This window comes from Streptomyces sp. NPDC002092, assembly GCF_053593775.1.
Window position 1 is genome coordinate 188,174 of sequence record NZ_JBSFDG010000001.1, and the last position, 18,137, is coordinate 206,310.

Below are 18,137 nucleotides of genomic sequence, written 5' to 3' on the forward strand. Positions count from 1 at the left end.
GGGACCGAGGAACCATGGACATGGACATCCCCGGCGACAAGCGACTGGCGGCTGCCGTCGTCATGGACGACGAGGGCCGGGTGCTCCTGGTCCGCCGCAGTGAGAAGGAGAAGTTCCTGCCCCGAGTGTGGGGCGTCCCCTGCGGCAAGCTCGATCCGGACGAGAGCGCCCGGGACGGCGCGCTGCGGGAGCTGAAGGAGGAGACGGGGCTCCTCGGGGAGGTCGTCCGCAAGGTCGGCGAGTCGTCCTTCGTCAGCGAGTACCGAGGGCACGAGATCAAGAACTGGCAGGAGAACTTCCTGGTCAGGCCGTTGAGTGAGCAGATCACCCTCCCTCGGGCCGACCAGTCCTATGCCTGGCTGGCGCGCTCCGAGCTGACCACGGTCGAGATCGACGAGTACAACCTCGACATCGTGGACCAGGCCTTCATGAACTCATGAGCTCCTGAGCAGCTCGGCGAGTCCGTTCAGCGCTGCCAGATAGTCGTCCCTCTCCAGCGGCACCTTCGGTACGGCGCCCGGATGCGGGCCCGCCGCGGTGAACACGTCGGTGTGCCGGCGTCGTCCGCTTCCCGTCTCCAGGAACAGCGTCACCGTGGGTACGTCCGTGTCGCACCAGGCGCGGTGCAGGGTGTGCGCGGGCAGGGCGTAGGCGCTGCCCGCCGCGTACTGCCCCACATGCGTCATCCGCAGCCGCGCCGGACCGGCCGGCTCCAGCAGCCAGTCCGCCGAACCCTCCTTCAGCGACTCCTCGTACCGGGCGGCCGCGATGCCGCCCCCGCCGCCCTCGACGTCGTACAACTCCATGGCGAGCCGCCCCCGCACGACATAAGAGGCGAGCGGGGAACGGTGGTTGTGGATGTCCTCCTTGCCGATCGCGCCGGCGCCCGGGTGCCACAGGTGGGCGCGGAGCATGAGCCGCGGTCCGCCGTCGATCAGCAGCAGCTTGTCGAAGCCGAGGACATGCCGGTACGAGAGCCGGGCGCACCCTTCCGGATCGCCCTCCCCGGAGGCCAGTTCGGCGATCAGCTCCAACAGCCGCTCGGGGGAGCCGAGTTCGGCGACGACGGAGCGGGCCGCGGCGACCCGTTCGTGTTCGGGCAGTTCACCGTCCAGTGTCCCGGCCAGCAGTCGTCGCGCCGCCAGAACCTGCCGACCGCCCATGCACACATACCTCCGCGCTCACTGCTCCCGGGTTACCGCTTCCGGTTCATTCTTCCGGTCGATACATCCATACGGCATGTGCCCGCAGCGCCGAAAGACCTTGGTAGGTCATCCACATGGGATGCCGCAGCTCACTGCTGTCGGTCCGGCCCCAGGACCAGATGCCGTCCGTCTGCCCGGCCCACACGGCGGCCGCCGCGCCGTCCAGCCGCTCCCGCCAGGCATCCTCCAGCCCGTCCTGCGCCGCGACCTCGCGGGCGCCCGGGGTCATCAGCGCGCGCAGTACCCAGGAGGCGGTGAAGTGCCGTACGTTCAGCACCTCGTGGCGCTCGGGGTCGTCGGTGCGGGGGCGGCGCACCTCCTCGCGCAGGTTCCGCAGGTCCGGGCAGCGGGTGTGGGCCGCGCCGGCGCAGGCCAGCAGCCAGCGCACGCCGTCCTCGCGGGCGGAGCGGGCGCCCGCCCCCTCGGGTTCGTCCAGCACCCGGGCGGCCCGGTCGAGCGCCACCACCGCCTGCGCGGTGTGCAGGGCGGAGGGCATGCCGTACGGAGGGTCGAGACGGTAGCTCCAGCAGCGCAGGTGTTCACGGCGCGGGTCGCTGATCGCGCCGTCGGCCAGGGCCTCGCGCAGCACGGGCAGTACGGCGGAGTCGGGCGCGGCGCGCAGCAGCCCGCGCAGCACGGTCGTCACCACATGGGTCGACTCCCGCCCGGCGCGGTCGTGTTCGCGGGTGAAGCCGGCCGCGCAGCGGCCCACCTCCTCCGCCAGCCGCTCGCCGGACGCCCCCGCCCGGGCCAGCGCACCCAGCACCAGCGCGGTGACCTCGGGCCGTGGCTCCGAGCCCTGCGACCGTGCGGACCAGCCCCCGGCGGGCAGCCGCAGCCGCCACAGCGTGTCGACGAGATCCCCGGTGCGCAGCCGGCCGTCGGGCACGCCGAAGTCGAGCATGATGTGCAGGCCGTACGCGGTGCCTACGGAGGTGGGGCGGGGCGGGCTGCTCTCGCCGAGGGAGTGCGACCAGCCGGTGAGCCGCCCGCGGGCCGGGTCGTCGACCACGCACACCTTGCCGACGAGCGTGCCGTAGGCGGCGGTGAAGACCTGGGGGAGCGGGCCTGGCGCGGAGGCTGCCGGGGCGACGGGGGCGGTGGTGGCGGGCCGGGAGGGTCCGGCCGCGGCCCGGGCCCTGAGCAGTGCCGCCGCGAGCCAGGCGGCCACGCCGGTACCGATCCCGCTGACCCCTGAGATCAGGTATTTGGCGGCCTCCCCGCTGAGGGAGCCGGGCAGCAGCCCGAACAGGAACTGGAACACGGCATACCCGGCGGCAGCGCAGCCGAGGCTGCCCAGCCAGCCGACGAACCGTGCGGCCTCGCTCGGCCCGCCGGGTTCCGGTGCGGTGCCGTCCGATCTCAAGGGACCGCGTCCCAGCTGCTGTTGAGACAAGGCACGCTCCCTCCCCCGAAGCTTCCAGTCTAAGTGGTGAGCGGGACAGGTGTGCCGCCGCCTCGGAGCAGTGTCTCGCCGAGCAGCTCGGCGAACGCGGCGGGATGCTCGGCCACACCGACATGCCCGCCGGGGAACTCGACGAAGCGGCTCCCGTTGCCGGTGTGTTCGACGAGGAACCGGGCGGTGCGGTGGAGGAGCTGACCACGGGAGTCGGCTCCTGCGGCGAGGGTGAGGCGGGTGGCGGAGGCGGTGAGCGCGGGGAGGTCGGGGACGTACGAGGTGAACTGCCGCAGTACATGGGTGAGGAAGAGAGCCATCGGGATGCCCAACTCCTCGTCGCGGGACAGAGGTTGACCCGACGGGCCCTGCTCCGGCTCCTGTCCCGCCAGCACGGCGCCCAGTCCGACGGCGGCCGCTTGCAGCCCGGCGGCGCGATAAGTGTCGCAGACCTCCTGGAACATGGCCTGCTGTCGTATCCCGTCCGGGAGCACCCCCACGCACGGCGGCTCGTGCGCCACGACGTGCCGCAGCCGCTCGGGGTGCCGGGCGAGCAGGTCGAGGGCGGCGATACCGCCGGAACTGGTCCCGAAGACGTACGCGGACTCGCCCTCGGCAAGAACCTCGTCGAGCACGCGGCGCGCCCCGTCGCTCCACTCCTGCACCCGCTGGTCGCCGACGGGTTGACCGAGCCGCCCGTGGGCGAGCCCCAGGGGGTCGTACGTCACGACGGTGAAGCGGTGGGCGAGCACATCCGTCAGCGGGGCGAATCCCATGGGGTGCCCGGCCCCACCCGGGACGATCAGGAGGACGGGCCCCTTGCCGCGTACGTCGTAGTGCAGGTCCTCAGTCATTGCTCTGCTCCTCGCTGTTCTGCTCGCTGTTCCTTCTCCCGGGGCCAGTTCTCGAGCGTCACATGCAGGGCGTCGACTGCCTTGTCCCAGGACTTCTGTACCTCGCGTGCGGCGCCGAAGCCGCCGGTGGCCTCCAGGGCGCAGTAGCCGTGGAAGGTGCTGCGCAACAGGCGTACGGCATCGGTGAGATCGGGCTCCTCGAGGCCGTAGGCGCGCAGCATGCCGTAGGTGATCTCGGCGGTGCGGCGGAAGTCGGGGGAGGTGGCGATCAGGGCCTGGTCCATACGGATCTGGGTGGCTGCGTACCGCCCGGGCCGCTCCAGCGCGTACTCCCGGTAGGCGCCGGCGAAGGCGGCCAGCGCGTCCTTGCCGGCACGTCCGGCCACCGCGACGGCGATGCGGTCGATCAGCTCGGCGCCCGCGAACAGCGCGAGGCGGGTGCGCAGGTCGTCGAGGTTCCTGATGTGCGAGTAGAGGCTCGCGTCCTTCACGCCGAAGTAGCGGGCCAGGGCGGACAGGGTGACGTTCTCGAAGCCGACCTCGTCGGCGAGGTCGGCTGCCGCCGCGACGATGCGGGCGGGGGTCAGGCCGGCTCTGACCATGGATGCGGTTCCTTCCTAGGGTTCCTAGGAAGGAACCTAGTGTTCCCAGCTACTTCCTGGCGACCGAATTACCTCCCGTGTCACAGGCGGCCGGGCTGTCTCGTCCCAGGTCTCGAAGACAGGCTTCGGAATCAGGTCCGGAACCACGTTCGGGATCAGGAAGGTGAGGGTCATGCGGGTGTTCGTGGCAGGCGGGAGCGGGGTCCTGGGGCGGCGGCTGGTAGGGCAGTTGGTGGCCCGGGGGCACCAGGTGACGGCGACGACGACGAGTCCGGCCAAGCTGGACCTGCTGGCGCGGCTGGGCGCCGAAGGGGTCGTGATGGACGGGCTGGATGCGGTGTCGGTCGGCCAGGCCGTGGCGGGGGCGCGGCCGGACGTGATCGTGCATCAGATGACGGGCCTCTCCGAGGTGCACGCCGGCAAGCCCGACATGAGGAAGGCCGAGCGTTTCTTCGCCACCACCAACCGGCTCCGCACCGAGGGGATCGACCATCTGCTGGCCGCCGCCGAGGCGACCGGTGTCCCGCACGTCGTCGCACAGAGCCACGCCAGCTTCAACGGGAACCGCGTGGGCGGCTGGATCAAGACCGAGGAGGATCCGCTGCAGGTGGTGGAGGGCACCAAGGCGATCGGCCACCTCGAGAGCGCCGTGGTCGGGGCCGGCGGCGCGGCCCTGCGCTACGGCGCGTTCTACGGGCCGGGCGCCAACGACGACCAGGTCAGGATGGTGCGCAAGCGGATGTTCCCGCTCGTCGGGGGCGGCACCGGCTACACCTCGTGGGTGCATCTCGACGACGCGGCGAGCGCCACCGTCCTGGCCGTGGAGCAGAAGGCCAGGGGTGTCTTCAACATCGTCGACGACGAGCCGGCGCCGGTCGGTGAGTGGCTGCCGTATCTCGCGCAGTGTGCCGGGGCCAAGCCGCCGCGGCGGCTCCCGGCATGGCTGGCGCGGCTGCTCGCCGGTGAGATGGTGGTCGGCATGATGACCGAGGGCCGCGGCTTCTCCAACACCAAGGCGAGGCGGGAACTGGGCTGGGAGCCGCGGTACCCGTCGTGGCGCCAGGGGTTCCGCGAAGAGCTGGTGTGATCACCGCCCCCGGTGTACGGCGTCGAGCCCCCCGACCGTTGCCCGTATGTGCTCCGGGTCCTGCCCGGCGCCGACGCACCGCCACACGGGCCGCCCGTCCTTCTCGCCCAGATGCATCCCGAGGTCGTGCACGGTGCACACCGGCCAGGCCTGCCAGAGGCCCTCGGTGAGGGCGTCCTGCGCCGCCTCGGCGACGACGGCGAGCGTAGCGAGGGGGTCGTCGCGGGGCGAGTCGGGGGAGTTCAGCCAGAGCCGGCTGCCCCACCAGTCACCGTCGGGCGGGGAGACGTACACGTTCTCCGGCTCGCCCTCCTCCCAGTGCGGCAGGGCCATCAGCCGGAGCGGCCCCTGTTCCGGCAGGGTCGCGGCAACGTCCCGGTTGACCAGGGAGAGGGCCTCGTCCAGCGCGGGATACTCGCCGGGCCGGACCTGACGGGGCGTGGGGTTGTCGAAGGGCGTGTACATGGGTCCATCCTCTGCGGCGGGCCGCACCCCGCACGCGCGAATGTGACCTACGGCACGTTCGCACGAACGGCGTTCGAGTGCGATCACCACCCCGCCCGGCGGTCAGCCGCACGGACATTTGCTTCTTTCGGCTCCGTCGGGCAGCCATGTTCGGGCGCTGCACGGTGTGCAGCACCTGCTCCCCGGGGGCGGAGGTGGAGGATTCGGGTGCTTCACCCCGGTGCCACCGCCGCCCGAAAATCGGTTGCCGGGGAATGCGACGGACATAGGGTTGCGGGGCGGAGGGGGAGCATGCGGTGGCAAGGGGGAGCGCGTGACGCACGAGGCGCGCAGGCAGGACGGCGAGTCCGGCAACCGTGACGGAGAGTCCGACCGCCGCGAGTCCGGGAGCAGCGCACCCGAAAGCACACCCCCGCCCGTTCAACCCCTTTGGCGGCAGCGGGACTTCGGTGTCTTCTGGGCCGCCCAGACCCTGTCCGTCCTCGGTGACGCCTTCGCCCTGATCGCCCTGCCCCTGCTGGTCCTCCAGGCCACCGGGTCGGTCGCCCGCATGGGTCTGCTGACGGCGGTGGGCACGGCCGCCGCCGTCCTCGCGGCGGTGTTCGCCGGGGTCGTGGTGGACCGTGCCGACCGCCGCAGGCTCCTCATCGCCTGCGACCTCGTACGGATGGTGCTGTACGGACTGATCCCCGTCGTATGGCTGTTCGGTCCGCAGCTGTGGCTGCTGTACGTGGTGCTGCCGCTGTGCGAGGCCGTCGGAACGTTCTTCGCCGTCGGCTACGTCACCGTCGTCCGCAGCCTGGTCGGCAGCGACCGGCTGACGGAGGCCAACGGCCGGCTGAACGCCACCGCCGCCGGAGCCGGGGTGCTGGGACCGCTGGGCGCCGGACTCGTGGCCGCCTGGACCGGGCCGGCCGCCGCCGTCGGCGTGGACGCGGCGAGCTTCGGGGTGTCGGCGGCCTGCCTGCTCCTCGTACGCTTTCGCGCCCGCCCCGTCGACGACCGCCCGCCCGAGCGCACCGGCCTGTGGCGGGACCTGCGCACCGGGGTGTCCTTCCTCTACGGCCACCCGGTCCTGCGCTCCCTCACCGCCCTTCTCTTCGTCTTCAGCTTCCTCACCCTCGGCCTGACCGACCTTGTCATCTACCACCTCAAGCACGACCTCGGCCACAATGACGGCACGGTCGGCACCGTCATGGCCTGCGGCGCGCTCGGCACCATCGCCGGCTCCCTGCTGGTCGCCCGGATCCGGCGCCGGCTCGGCTTCGGGCGGACCTGGACGGGCGCGGTCGCGGTGTGCGGACTGGCCTTCGCCGCACTGGGCTGGGCGCGGGACGTGCGCGTGGTGGCCGCCCTGGGCGCCACCTTCCTGGCCTGTGTCGCCGTCGCGGGCACCTGCTCCATGTCCCTGCGCCAGGAGATCACCCCCGAGCCCCTGCTCGGCCGTGTCACCTCAGCCTTCTGGACCCTCCACTACTCCGCGGCCCCGATCGGTGCGGCCGTCCTCACCTGGTCGGCGGAGCGGCACGGCACCGGACCGGCGGCGCTCGTCGCGGGGTGCTGCTGCGCCGGGATCGCGGTTGCCGCCCTGTTCACGCCGGTCCGAAACGCCTGACACGGTCACCGCCCGTCGCCTCACCGGGAAGAGGGAAGAGCCATGCACAACGCAGTCGATCACCTGGTCGAGGTGTACGGACTCGGCTCCGGTCCGTGGACGACGGCTCCCGTCACGCGCGGTGCGCTGGGGCGGATCTGGAAGCTGTCGGGGCACAGCGCGACATGGGCGGTCAAGGAGATGCTCTTCGGCTGTGACGAGCACCAGGTCCAGCGGGAGGCCGCGTTGCGGGACGCCTCCGAGCGACTCGGCATCACCTCCCCGAAGCTTCTCGCGAACCGCGAAGGCTCCCATGTCTCCCGGCTTCCACCCGAGTTGGGCGGATCCTCCGTGAAGCTCTACGAATGGGTCGAGGGGACCGCGGCCGACCCTGCCCGGCCGGAGATCCTCAGCTGGGTCGGCCGCACGCTCGCACTGCTGCACGTGGCCGGAGCAGGAGCCAGCGAGGCGCCGGTCTCCTGGTACGAGACCTGCCCTCGGGAGGCCGACTGGGAAGAGCTGCGCCGCAGGACGGATGCCGCCGGTCTGCCCTGGGCGGACGCACTGGCCCGCTTCGCCGCCGGCCCGGCCGGGGAACTGGCGCGGCTGGTGACCGCGGCCGACCGGAGCGCACTGGTGACGTCGCATCTCGATGTCCAGCCGCAGAACGTGCTGTTGGGCCCCGCAGGCCCGGTCCTGATCGACTGGGACAACGCGGGACCCACGGCACCGGAGCGTGAGCTGGCGTGGATCGTGTTCGCCTGGTCGGGGCGAAGCCGCTTGAACGCGGATTCCGCGCGGCGGGTCGTCCGCGCCTACGTGGAGGCCGGCGGCCCTGGCCGGATCCGGGACCTGGATGCGTTCTCGACACTCGTCGCGACGAGCCTGAACTACATCCAGGTGCAGGCCGAGGCGGCGGTGGACCCCGCGAACACGCTGGAGCAGCGCGAGTTCGGGGAGAAAGAGGTCGCCAAGTTCCTGCGCAGTGTGCCGGAGCCTGCCACGCTCGCCCGGCTGATCAAGGAACTCGGGCCCGAGTGGCACTGAGGCCCGCCGCGGTGAGCGCTCATCCGTTCACCCCCGTGTAGTGGTCGAGGCTCCAGCGCCACAGCAGCCGCGCCCCGAGGTAGGCGAGCACGCCGAGCAGCGGGGAGGCCGCGGCCAGCCAGTAGGGGACACCCGTGTCGTGCCCGTGCCCGGTCAGCACCGCGGCCGGGAAGTAGGCGACGAACGCGAGCGGGAGGCCGAAGGTGAGGAAGCCGCCCACCGCCTTCGGGAGGACGTTGAGCGGGTAGCTGCCGAAGGTGCCGAGCAGCTCCTCCAGCCAGCGGCCCCAGTAGTCGGCGGCCGGGAAGCGGAGCGAGGCACAGGCGACCGCCGTGAACAGGGCCGCCTCCAGGAGCATGCCGCCGATCAGGCAGGTGATGAGGTACGTGATCCGCCCTGCCGTCCAGTCGAGTTGGGTGCGGGACAGGGCGCCCGCCATCAGGCCGGCGGCCACCGTGAGGTCCCCGATGGCGTTGGTGGGGAAGTACTGCAGCTGCACCTGCCGGTGGACCGGCATGGGCCGCAGCAGGTAGATGTCGATGCGCCCTTCCTGGATGGACCGGCCCAGGCCGTGCATCCGGCCCAGGACCAGCACGAACAGCCCGTGCGCCAGCATCCGTGTCGCGGGGATGAGCAGCACGTCGGAGCTGTCCCAGCCGCCCATCCCGGTGAACCGGGTCAGCAGCACGGTCGCGAACACGATCACCGACACCTGCCAGATCGCGCCGATCGCGACCATCAGCAGGAACTCGGTGCGGTACTCCAGTTGGGAGCGGAAGTTGAGGCGCGTGATGCGCCAGGCGATCCGGACGGCATTCACAGGCCTCAGCCTCCCTGGGAGATCACACGGCGGGCGGCCCGCCGCCACAGGAACCGGGTGAACAGATGGAGCAGTACGACCCAGCCGGCCTGGACGGCCAACTGCACGCCTGCGTCGGAGAGTCGGATCCGGCCCACGTAGAGGGACAGCGGCACGTTGAGCGTCGCCTGGAAGGGCAGGAAGGTGCTCAGGGTGCGGAACCAGCCGGGGAAGAACCACAACGGGGCGTACACCCCGGACATCAGGTTCTGCGCGAAGATCAGGATCAGCATGGCCGCGCTGTTGCGCACGGTCCAGAAGCACATCTGGTCCAGCAGGAGCATGACGTGGTACAGAACAAGCTGTCCGAGCAGCAGGCTGACCACGAACACCCCTGCCACGGCAGCCGACTCGGGCGGCTCGATCACCCCGGCGGCGAGACACACCGCGTAACCGGCGAGCGCCCACGCGGCCCCGTAGACCTGCTCGCCGAGGGCGCGCAGCGCATGGTAGCGAGCGGGAGACAGCGGGCGCAGGTACCAGTAGACGATGGTGCCGAAGTGCATGTGCTGGATGACGGTGTCCCGGCCCGCGTACTGGTCCAGCTCCCGCAGCCGGGAGGCGAGTACGGCCAGCACGGCGTACGTGATGGCCTGCTCGCGGCTCATGCCGGCCGTCACGCTGGTGTTCGCGTACAGGCCGCTCCACAGTGAGGCGACCAGGACCACCTGGACGACCAGCCGGATCAGGACGGCCGTCATCCGGGGCGGGGCGTGCAGCTCGCCGAGCGGGGTGACGCGGGCGGCCCGCCACGCGTGCAGAACGGCCATGTCAGACCCCTTCCACCGCGGGCTCCGCATGCGCGTACGCGACCCGCATGACGTCTTCCAGGTCCGCCTCGTCGATGGCGATGCCGGTCACCTCGTACCGCTCGATGACCGCCTTGAGTGCCTGGTGGACCGTGGGAGCCTCGGGGCCGTCCGGGCCGAACACCGCCTGCGGGCCGTCCTGCCGCAGCAGGGCGATGCCCGGGGGCGGTACGACGTCGGTGTGCCCGTCGGCGAGCGTCGCCCGCACCTGCCAGGTCGAGCCGAACTTGCGGCGGATCTCGTCGAGGGAGCCGTCGAGGACCAGGCGCCCGTGGTTGATCAGGACGACCCGCTCGGCGAGCCGCTCGACCTCCGTCATGTCGTGCGTGGTCAGCAGCACCGTACGGCCGCGCTCCTCCACCTGGTGGCGCAGGAACTCGCGGACCTGCTCCTTGACCACCACGTCCATGCCGATGGTCGGCTCGTCGAGGAAGACGACCGGCGGGTCGTGCAGCAGCGCGGCGGCCAGGTCGCAGCGCACGCGCTGGCCGAGGGAGAGGTGCCGGACCCGGGTGTCCCAGAAGGAGGACAGTTCGAGGATGTCGTCGAACTCCCGCAGGCGTGCGGCGTGTTCGGCCTTCGGCACGTCGTAGATGTCCCGCAGGATCGCGAAGGACTCCTTGACCGGCAGGTCCCACCACAGCTGGGTGCGCTGCCCGAACACGGCGCCGATGTTACGGGCGTTGCGCTCCCGCTCCTCGTACGGCACCACGCCCGCCACCCGGGCCTCGCCGGAGGTGGGCGTGAGGATGCCGGTGAGCATCTTGATGGTGGTGGACTTTCCGGCGCCGTTCGGGCCCAGCAGGGCGAGGAGTTCGCCCGGCGCCACGTCGAAGCTGATGTCGGAGACGGCGTGCTTGACGGCCCGCTCCGGGTTGACGAGAGATCTGAGCGCGCCCGCGAAGCCGGGCCGGCGCACGGTGGTGTGGAAGGAGCGGGAGAGGGAGCGGACCTCGATACTGCCGATCACTCGACGTACCTCCGGGTGAGCTGGATCAGCCATATGGTCACCGCGAGCGAGGCGGCGGAGAGCGCGGTCAGCAGCCAGGGGACGGCGTGGATGCCCGAGGCCTCGATGCCCGCCCCCAGCAGCGGGGGAGCCGCCACTCCGCCGATCATCGACGCGGCGATGACCCAGGCACCGGCGCGCCTCGCCTGGGGAAGCGCCCTGTTCAGCCAGGGCAGTCCGGTCGGGAAGACCGGCGCGATGAATAACCCAACACCGGCGTAGGCCACCGGCGCCACTCCTTTTACACGTGCCAGCAGCAGACACACCGTCATGCCGGCCGCGCAGATCGTCAGGATCCGCTCGGGGGAGTGCTTCAGGGCGATCGGCACGACGAGGAAACGGCCCGCCGTCATCATCAGCCAGTACACGGAGGTCGCCGAGGCGGCCACGGTCGCGCTGTAGCCGACAGTCTCCAGATGCGTGGGCTCCCAGCCGCCCACACCCGCCTCCACGCCGACGTTCAGGATGTACAGGGCGAGGAAGCCGGCGAGGATGCGGGGAAGGCCGCCCGTCAATCCGGGTTGCTGTGCCGTCTTAGACGGTTCGGCCGGGCGCGTACGTACCCCGCTCGATCCCATCGGGACCAGCACCGCGGCCAGCACCGCACACGCCCCGAAGGCGTACGCGTACGCGTCCGCACCCAGCCAGGCCATCACCGCGGGGCCGAGCACCGCCCCGATGCCGAAGTGGGCGTTGAGCACGTTCAGCATGGCCGTGGAACGGTCGCCGAAGCCGACCGCGAACAGTTGGTTGAGGCCGTAGTCGATGCCGCCGAAGCCGAGGCCGCCGAGGAAGGCGGCGGCGAGCGCGAGGGGCCAGTTCGGGGCGAGCGCGAAGCCCGCCCCGCCCAGCGCCATCAGGCCGTAACTCGCCGCCAGCAGCGCCCTGTTGCTGATCCGGGAGTGGATCGCGTTGAAGGCCAGGACGCCCGCGACACCGCCCGTGAAGTGCAGGCTCAGACCGAGCCCGGCCCCGGACGGGGACAGCCCGAACTCCGCGCGCAGGCCAGGCACCGCCGGGCCGTACAGCGCCTGGAGCATGCCGATGAGGACGAAGCCGACGCAGGACGCGACCGCGGCCGGCCGACTGAAGAGCCGGCCGGCCGCAGTGGACCGTATGTCCGTGTCCGTCAACTGATCTCCGAGAAGACGAAGGAGAACTCGGCCGGCTCGGCGCGCAGCTGGTACTGCGGCAGCACGCCCGGCCCGCAGGACCCGGTACCGATGCCATGGATGGCGTGGTCGAGGTTCACCCACACCGTGTCACCGGGCGTGAGGTCGGTGCGGTGCGAGGCCGCGTCCAGCTGTTCCGTGGTCCAGCGCCGCGCGCTGAAGGAGAACTCCGGGTCACCCTCGATGCGCAGCCCGCCGATCTCCGCCCAGCGGACGTCGGCGCGGGCGCCGTTCTCCTGCGGGCGGAGGTACGGCGTCTGCAGTCCGTCGACCGTGGACTCCCAACGGCCGAGCCGGGACGCCGACTTGGTGTCCGCGTACCCCTCACCGGGGCCGCCGCCGAACCAGCGCACGCGGTCGGCGCTCGCCTCCAGCCCGAAGCGGACGCCGAGCCGCGGCAGCGGCACCGTCCACTCACCCTCAGGGCCCACCGAGACCGTCAGCTTCAGCCGGTTGCCGTCGGACGTCCAGCGGTACACGGTCGCGAGGCCGAACTCCCAGGCGGCGGGGGCCACCCGGGTCCGCACGGTCAGCGCGTCGTCGCCGATCTCCACGCCACCGAGCCGGTGCCGCATGCGGTGCAGGCCGTACTTGCGCCACAGCGTGGCCCAGCGGGTGTCGGTCTGCCACTCGGCGCCCTCGTCGTTGTCGGTGGTCGCCCGCCACACGTCGAGGCGCAGACCGTGCACCGCGACCCCGCCGATGGTCTGCAGCGCGCCGGTGCGGGCGTCGAAGGAGGCCGGGCCCAGGGTGATGGCACGCTCGCCGAGGACGGGTCCGTCGGTCGCGGCAACCCTCGGCAGGGGCCTCGCGGCCGCCGTGAACTGCCCCCACGCCACCGGGTGGCCCTTGGGCGCCCATGCCGTGTCGGCCGCGAGCGAGGCCCGCACCGTCCACTGCGTCTCGCTGCCGCCACCGTCGGCGGGCGGCTCGGGCAGCTTCACCTCGCCCGACTCGCCCGGGGCGAGCGCGGGCACCGACAGGGAGCCCGACTCGACTGTCTCGCCGTCCACTTGGTAGGACCACTCGAACGCAAAGGCGGACAGGTCGGCGAAGTCCTGCTTGTTCGTCACCCGTACGGTGCCGGCGGAGCCGTCGCCCTCGATGCCGACAGGCTCGACGACCTTCTTGAACTCCACCAGCCCCGGCGACGGCGTCCGGTCCGGGAACAGCAGTCCGTCGCAGACGAAGTTCCCGTCGTGCAGCTCCTCGCCGAAGTCGCCGCCGTAGGCGTAACCCAGCTCGGGGTGGGTGATGCCGTGGTCGATCCACTCCCACACGAAGGCGCCCTGGAGACGCTCGTACGTCTCGAACAGCCGCTGGTAGTCGGCGAGTCCGCCGGGGCCGTTGCCCATGGCGTGCGCGTACTCGCAGAGGATGAAGGGGAGTCGGCGCCGCTTGTGCGTGCCCCCGTCCAGCTCCTGGCCGATCTGCTCCACCTCGGCGTGGGAGGCGTACATCCGCGAGTACATGTCCGTGTCACGGGAGTTCCAGTCGCCCTCGTAGTGCACGAGGCGCGAGGCGTCCCGGCCGTGGATCCACTCGGCCATGGCGGTGAGGCCGCGCCCCGTGCCGGCCTCGTTGCCCAGCGACCAGATGACGACCGACGGGTGGTTCTTGTCCCGCTCGACCATGCGGGCCGCCCGGTCGAGGAGGGCCGGGGTCCAGCGGTCGTCGTCGACCGGGTTGTCCCGCCAGGCCTGCTCGGTGAAGCCGTGGGTCTCCAGGTCGCACTCGTCGATGACCCACAGACCGTACTCGTCGCACAGGTCGAGGAAGGCCGGGTGCGGCGGGTAGTGGGAGGTGCGGACCGCGTTGACGTTGTGCCGCTTCATCAGCAGCACGTCCTCGCGCATGGTCTCGATGTCGAGGGCGCGGCCCTTGTCGGGGTGCCACTCGTGGCGATTGACGCCCTTGAAGAGGACCGCCCTGCCGTTGACCTTGATGAGGCCGTCCTCGAGGACGACGGTCCGGAAGCCGATGCGCAGCGGGACGCGCTCGCCCTCGGTCACCAGCTCGCCGTCGTACAGCTTCGGTGTCTCGGCCGTCCATGCCTCGACCGCAACCGTCACCGGCTCGCCCGTGGCGACATCGATGTCCAGGGCGGGCACGGTCACCCGCCCGTCGACGTCGGAGTCGACGCGCAGGGTGCCCTCCCCTGTGACGTGGTCGTAGGAGGCGTGCACGAAGAAGTCGAGGGCGCTGCCCGCCGGGCGGTGCAGCAGCGTCACGTCACGGAAGATGCCGGGCAGCCACCACTGGTCCTGGTCCTCCAGGTAGGAGCCCGCGGACCACTGGTGCACGCGTACGGCGAGCACGTTGCCGCTCGGCTTCAGCAGGTGCCCGACCGCGAACTCGTGCGGCAGCCGGGAGCCCTTGAACTCGCCGATGTCCGTGCCGTTCAGCCAGACGCGGGCGCAGGACTCGACGCCGTCGAACCGGATGACGGCCCCGCCGTCCGAGGGCCATTCCTCGGGCAGGTCGAAGACGCGCAGATGGTCGCCGGTCGGGTTCTCCGTCGGGACGTGCGGCGGGTCGACCGGGAAGGGGTAGAGGTGGTTGGTGTAGATGGGCAGGCCGAAGGCGCCGTCGCCCTGGAGGACCCAGTGACCGGGGACCGTGACCTCGGGCCAGCCGCCGGCGTCGAATCCGGGCTCGGCGAACGAGTCGTCCTCGGCGTCGATGGCCGGGGAGACGCGCAGGCGCCAACTGCCGTTCAGGGAAAGTGACGTGGCGTCGGAAGTCGCGTACCAGGCGCGGGGCGGGAGGGCCCCGCTGCCGGGCGACACGTCCTCGACGTAGTCGACGGCCGATGGGGGTCCCCCCGCTCGAGCGAAGCCGAGAGTGGGGGAGGTGCGGGAAGTCATCGGTCTCCAGGTCTCGGGATTGCGGGTGTCAGCCCTTGATACCGGTCTGCGCGATCCCCTGGACCAGCCAGCGCTGGAGGAAGAGGAAGACGAAGATCAGGGGCAGGATGGAGATGGCGGTGGCCATGAAGATCAGATGGAAGTTCACGGTCTGGTTGGTCATGAAGGAGGACAGCGCGATCTGGACGGTCCAGGAGCTCGGGTCCTGGCCGATGACCAGTGGCCACAGGAAGGAGTTCCAGGCGCTGATGAAGGTGATCGTGGCGATCGCCGCGAAGAAGTTCAGCGAGTTGGGCACGACGATCCGCCAGTACGCGCCCCAGTAGCCGAGCCCGTCCACACGTGCCGCCTCCTCCAGCTCCTTGGGGAATCCCAGGAAGTACTGCCGGAAAAGGAAGCAGGTGAAACCGCTGAACAGGCCCGGGATGATCAGGCCGCGGTAGGTGTCCACCCATCCGAGCGACGAGACCAGCACGAAGCTGGGCACGAAGGTGACGGCCGTGGGGACCATCAGGGTCGCGAGGACCGCGTAGAAGACCTTGTTGGCGTGCTTGTACGGGATGCGGGCCAGGCCGTAGCCGGCCAGGGAGCAGACCAGGAGGGTGCCGAAGGTGGTCAGGACGGCGACGACCATCGAGTTCCACATCGAGCGGCCGAACTCGACCGTGGGGTCGTCGAACAGCTCGGATATGTTGCCCCATTGGAATGAGGGGAGCAGCTTCCAGTTCTCGCCCGTGATCTCCGGGTCTGTAGACAGGGCGTTGCGGACGATCAGGTAGAAGGGGATCAGGAAGAGCAGGGCGGCGACGCCGACGGCGATGTACAGTCCCGTATTGCCGAGGATGCCCCGGCCCTTCTTGCGCTGCTTGCCGACCTGAGGTGCGGTGGTGGTCACTTGGACTCCTCCCCCCTTCCGAAGCCCATGATCTTGCCCTGGGCCAGGGTGACGATGCAGATCAGCAGCGACAGGATGACCGCGCCCGCGCTGCCGGCGCCGTAGTCCTGGTTCGTGCCGAGGGCGGCCTTGTAGAGCTCCATGAGCGGCGTCTGCGCCCAGGTCGCCTTCGTCGTGATGAGGTTGAAGAACTCGTCGAACGCCTGGTATGCGGCGATCAGCAGCAGCAGGATCACCGCGGTCGAGGTGGCCCGCAGTTGGGGCAGCGTGATGTATCGGAAGGTCTGCCAGCCCCGCTTGGCGCCGTCGATGGCAGCGGCCTCGTACAACTCCGACGGGATGTTCTGCAGTGCCGCCAGGAACAGGATCATGTAGAAGCCGGACTGGATCCACAGGCGCAGGGTCACGATCACCAGCCAGTACCAGGGCGGGCTGGGGTTGGACAGGTAGGCGATGTTGTCGACGCCGAACCAGCCGACGACGGTGTTCGCGAGACCGAAACGGACGCCGGTGAAGATGGACATCTTCCAGATCAGCGCGGCGGCGACGTAGGAGACGGCGGTCGGCAGGAAGAAGACCGACCGGAAGAACGCCCGCATGAAGCGCAGTCGGTGCACCAGCAGCGCCAGCCCGAGTGACAGCGCCCAGGTGGTCGGCACGATGAAGGCGGCGAACACGGTGAACGTCAGCAGCGAGTCGGGGAAGTTGCTGTTGGTCAGGATCTGCTTGTAGTTGTCGAAACCGATGAAATTGCTCGGCGTGACGGTGAAGCGGGCGTCGAAGAAGCTGAGCCAGATACTCCAGCCGATCGGCACGAAGACGAAGATCACCAGGCCGATGAGGAAGGGCCCGGTGAAGAGCCAGAAGTTGGCGGTCGGGTTGCCCCGCAGACCCCGCCGCGGCCGGGCCTGGGAGGCCTTGGCCGGGGCGGGCTGGGCGACCCCGCGTGTGGTGGTGGTCGACATGACGTGGTCTTCCCGGGGGCCTATCCGAACAGCTTCTTGAGCTCGACGTTGACCTTCTTGTCGCAGGTGTCGAGCGCGGCCTCCGGGTTGCCGTTCTTCCGGACGGAGGATGCGATCACGTCGTTGAACGCGGTCTGCATGGCCTGGTCGAAGCCGATGTTGTCGAAGTGGCCGTAGTCGGTGAAGAGCTTGATGCCCTCAGCGGGCAGGCCCGACTTGAGCTTGGTGGCCGTGTTGGCGATCGAGGTGCGCGGCGGGATGTGGAAGCCGTACGAGGTGGCCCAGTCCTCCTGGTACTGCTTCTGGTCGATCCACAGCCACTTCACGTACTCCTTGGCCGCGTCCACGTTCTTGCCCTTGGCGTTGACGAACATCGACCAACCGCCGTTGTAGACCGACTGCTTGCCGGCGCTGCCGATCTTCGGGAACGGGAAGATGCCGAGGTCGTCGCCGAGCGCCTGCTGCATGGCCGGCATGGACCACATGCCGCCCCACTGGATGGCGCACAGGCCCTGGTTGAGCGAGGACGGGTCCCAGAAGTCGGTCGGGGCGTCCAGCAGCACGTTGCCGCTTGTGAACAGAGTCCGCAGCTTCTTCAGTCCCTCGACGACGCCGTCTGTGTGGTAAGCGATCTGGTTCTTCGCGTCGAGGGTGTCGGCGCCGGCCGACCAGATCAGCGGGTTCTGGACCGCGGTGAAGTCATTGCCGAGGTACACACCCTTGACCTTGCTGGTGGTGAGCTTGGCGGCGGCCTCCAGCAGCTCGTCGAGCGTGGTCGGGACGTCGACCTTCGCCTTCTCCAGCATCGACTTGCGGTAGTAGAAGAACTGCGGGTCGTCGATCATCCGGATCCCGTAGATCTTCCCGTCAACCGTGTGCGAGTTGATGTCGTTCTGGTTGAAGTCGTCCTTGACCGGGTTGATTATGTCGCTCAGGTCGGCCACCTGACCGCTCTTGACCAGCTGCAGCTGCGGGTGGAACTCGAAGACGTCGGGCGCCTGCTTGGTGAGCAGGGCCGAGAAGAGCTTGGCCTCGAAGTTGTTGCCGGTGATCCACTGAGTGTTCACGCCGGCCTTCTTGTACGCGGCGGCGTACCGCTTGATGGCCTGCTCCGTTCCCGCCTCACCGTAGGCGTGGAACATCTGGGTGAGCTGCGTGCCCGCCCCCCCACCGCTTCCGCCCCGCCCGTTGTTGCTGCCGCACGCGGCCAGCGTGCCGGCGGCGGCCATGCCGGCGGCGGCCCGGAATATGGACCGACGGGAGAAGTTGCTGTTGCTCATTGCCGACATGCTGACGTCCTTGTCTCGATTG

General features: G+C 70.3%; 17 protein-coding genes. 4 read left to right on the plus strand and 13 right to left on the minus strand.

Annotated features, from left to right (window positions below; genetic code table 11):
- The first annotated feature begins 20 nt into the window (after positions 1–20).
- Positions 21–440, plus strand: a complete 420-nt coding sequence (locus ACWCRD_RS00820; RefSeq protein ID WP_450964344.1) for an NUDIX hydrolase — start codon at positions 21–23, stop codon at positions 438–440.
- On the opposite strand, the gene ACWCRD_RS00825 is transcribed toward ACWCRD_RS00820, so the two are convergent.
- From ACWCRD_RS00825 to ACWCRD_RS00840, 4 genes are read right to left on the minus strand one after another with little or no spacing between them, the layout of a single operon-like run.
- The gene (locus ACWCRD_RS00825) at positions 435–1,163 is read right to left on the minus strand and encodes a hypothetical protein (RefSeq protein WP_450963811.1); all 729 of its coding nucleotides are present in this window, start codon (positions 1,161–1,163) and stop codon (positions 435–437) included. The genes ACWCRD_RS00820 and ACWCRD_RS00825 overlap by 6 nt on opposite strands.
- 46 nt (positions 1,164–1,209) lie before the next feature.
- Positions 1,210–2,601 carry a hypothetical protein gene (locus ACWCRD_RS00830; RefSeq protein ID WP_450963812.1) on the minus strand — a complete coding sequence of 464 codons (1,392 nt, stop codon included), beginning with the start codon at positions 2,599–2,601 and terminating at the stop codon, positions 1,210–1,212.
- Positions 2,602–2,630: 29 nt separating this feature from the next.
- Positions 2,631–3,455: an alpha/beta fold hydrolase gene (locus tag ACWCRD_RS00835; protein WP_450963813.1), complete on the minus strand. Its 825-nt coding sequence runs from the start codon at positions 3,453–3,455 to the stop codon at positions 2,631–2,633.
- Positions 3,452–4,057, minus strand: coding sequence for a TetR/AcrR family transcriptional regulator (locus tag ACWCRD_RS00840; protein WP_450963814.1), 606 nt, complete (start codon positions 4,055–4,057; stop codon positions 3,452–3,454). The genes ACWCRD_RS00835 and ACWCRD_RS00840 overlap by 4 nt, the downstream gene beginning before the upstream one ends.
- A gap of 172 nt (positions 4,058–4,229) precedes the next feature.
- Between ACWCRD_RS00840 and ACWCRD_RS00845 the strand changes: the two genes are divergently transcribed.
- Positions 4,230–5,144, plus strand: a complete 915-nt coding sequence (locus ACWCRD_RS00845) for an NAD-dependent epimerase/dehydratase family protein (RefSeq protein WP_450963815.1) — start codon at positions 4,230–4,232, stop codon at positions 5,142–5,144.
- Here ACWCRD_RS00845 and ACWCRD_RS00850 read toward each other — a convergent pair whose 3' ends face one another.
- Positions 5,145–5,609 carry a hypothetical protein gene (locus tag ACWCRD_RS00850; RefSeq protein WP_450963816.1) on the minus strand — a complete coding sequence of 155 codons (465 nt, stop codon included), beginning with the start codon at positions 5,607–5,609 and terminating at the stop codon, positions 5,145–5,147.
- 313 nt (positions 5,610–5,922) lie between these two features.
- On the opposite strand from ACWCRD_RS00850, the gene ACWCRD_RS00855 reads away from it, so the two are divergent.
- Positions 5,923–7,224 carry an MFS transporter gene (locus tag ACWCRD_RS00855; RefSeq protein ID WP_450963817.1) on the plus strand — a complete coding sequence of 434 codons (1,302 nt, stop codon included), beginning with the start codon at positions 5,923–5,925 and terminating at the stop codon, positions 7,222–7,224.
- Between the two features lie 42 nt (positions 7,225–7,266).
- The gene (locus ACWCRD_RS00860; RefSeq protein ID WP_450963818.1) at positions 7,267–8,250 is read left to right on the plus strand and encodes a phosphotransferase enzyme family protein; all 984 of its coding nucleotides are present in this window, start codon (positions 7,267–7,269) and stop codon (positions 8,248–8,250) included.
- Positions 8,251–8,269: 19 nt separating this feature from the next.
- Here the strand turns inward: ACWCRD_RS00860 and ACWCRD_RS00865 are convergent, their stop codons facing one another.
- From ACWCRD_RS00865 to ACWCRD_RS00900, 8 genes are all read right to left on the minus strand, one after another.
- Positions 8,270–9,070, minus strand: coding sequence for an ABC transporter permease (locus ACWCRD_RS00865; protein ID WP_450963819.1), 801 nt, complete (start codon positions 9,068–9,070; stop codon positions 8,270–8,272).
- A 5-nt stretch (positions 9,071–9,075) separates the two neighbouring features.
- Positions 9,076–9,879, minus strand: coding sequence for an ABC transporter permease (locus ACWCRD_RS00870; protein WP_450963820.1), 804 nt, complete (start codon positions 9,877–9,879; stop codon positions 9,076–9,078).
- 1 nt (position 9,880) lies between these two features.
- A complete protein-coding gene (locus tag ACWCRD_RS00875; protein ID WP_450963821.1) occupies positions 9,881–10,888 on the minus strand; it encodes an ABC transporter ATP-binding protein in 1,008 nt (335 codons plus the stop codon).
- The gene (locus tag ACWCRD_RS00880; RefSeq protein ID WP_450964345.1) at positions 10,885–11,967 is read right to left on the minus strand and encodes an MFS transporter; all 1,083 of its coding nucleotides are present in this window, start codon (positions 11,965–11,967) and stop codon (positions 10,885–10,887) included. The genes ACWCRD_RS00875 and ACWCRD_RS00880 overlap by 4 nt, the downstream gene beginning before the upstream one ends.
- An 89-nt stretch (positions 11,968–12,056) precedes the next feature.
- Positions 12,057–14,966, minus strand: a complete 2,910-nt coding sequence (locus ACWCRD_RS00885) for a glycoside hydrolase family 2 TIM barrel-domain containing protein (RefSeq protein ID WP_450963822.1) — start codon at positions 14,964–14,966, stop codon at positions 12,057–12,059.
- Between the two features lie 28 nt (positions 14,967–14,994).
- Positions 14,995–15,861, minus strand: a complete 867-nt coding sequence (locus tag ACWCRD_RS00890; protein WP_450963823.1) for a carbohydrate ABC transporter permease — start codon at positions 15,859–15,861, stop codon at positions 14,995–14,997.
- Positions 15,858–16,826 carry a carbohydrate ABC transporter permease gene (locus ACWCRD_RS00895; RefSeq protein WP_450963824.1) on the minus strand — a complete coding sequence of 323 codons (969 nt, stop codon included), beginning with the start codon at positions 16,824–16,826 and terminating at the stop codon, positions 15,858–15,860. Before ACWCRD_RS00895 ends, ACWCRD_RS00890 begins: the two co-directional genes overlap by 4 nt.
- 20 nt (positions 16,827–16,846) lie before the next feature.
- The gene (locus ACWCRD_RS00900) at positions 16,847–18,115 is read right to left on the minus strand and encodes an ABC transporter substrate-binding protein (protein WP_450963825.1); all 1,269 of its coding nucleotides are present in this window, start codon (positions 18,113–18,115) and stop codon (positions 16,847–16,849) included.
- Positions 18,116–18,137: the final 22 nt, after the last annotated feature.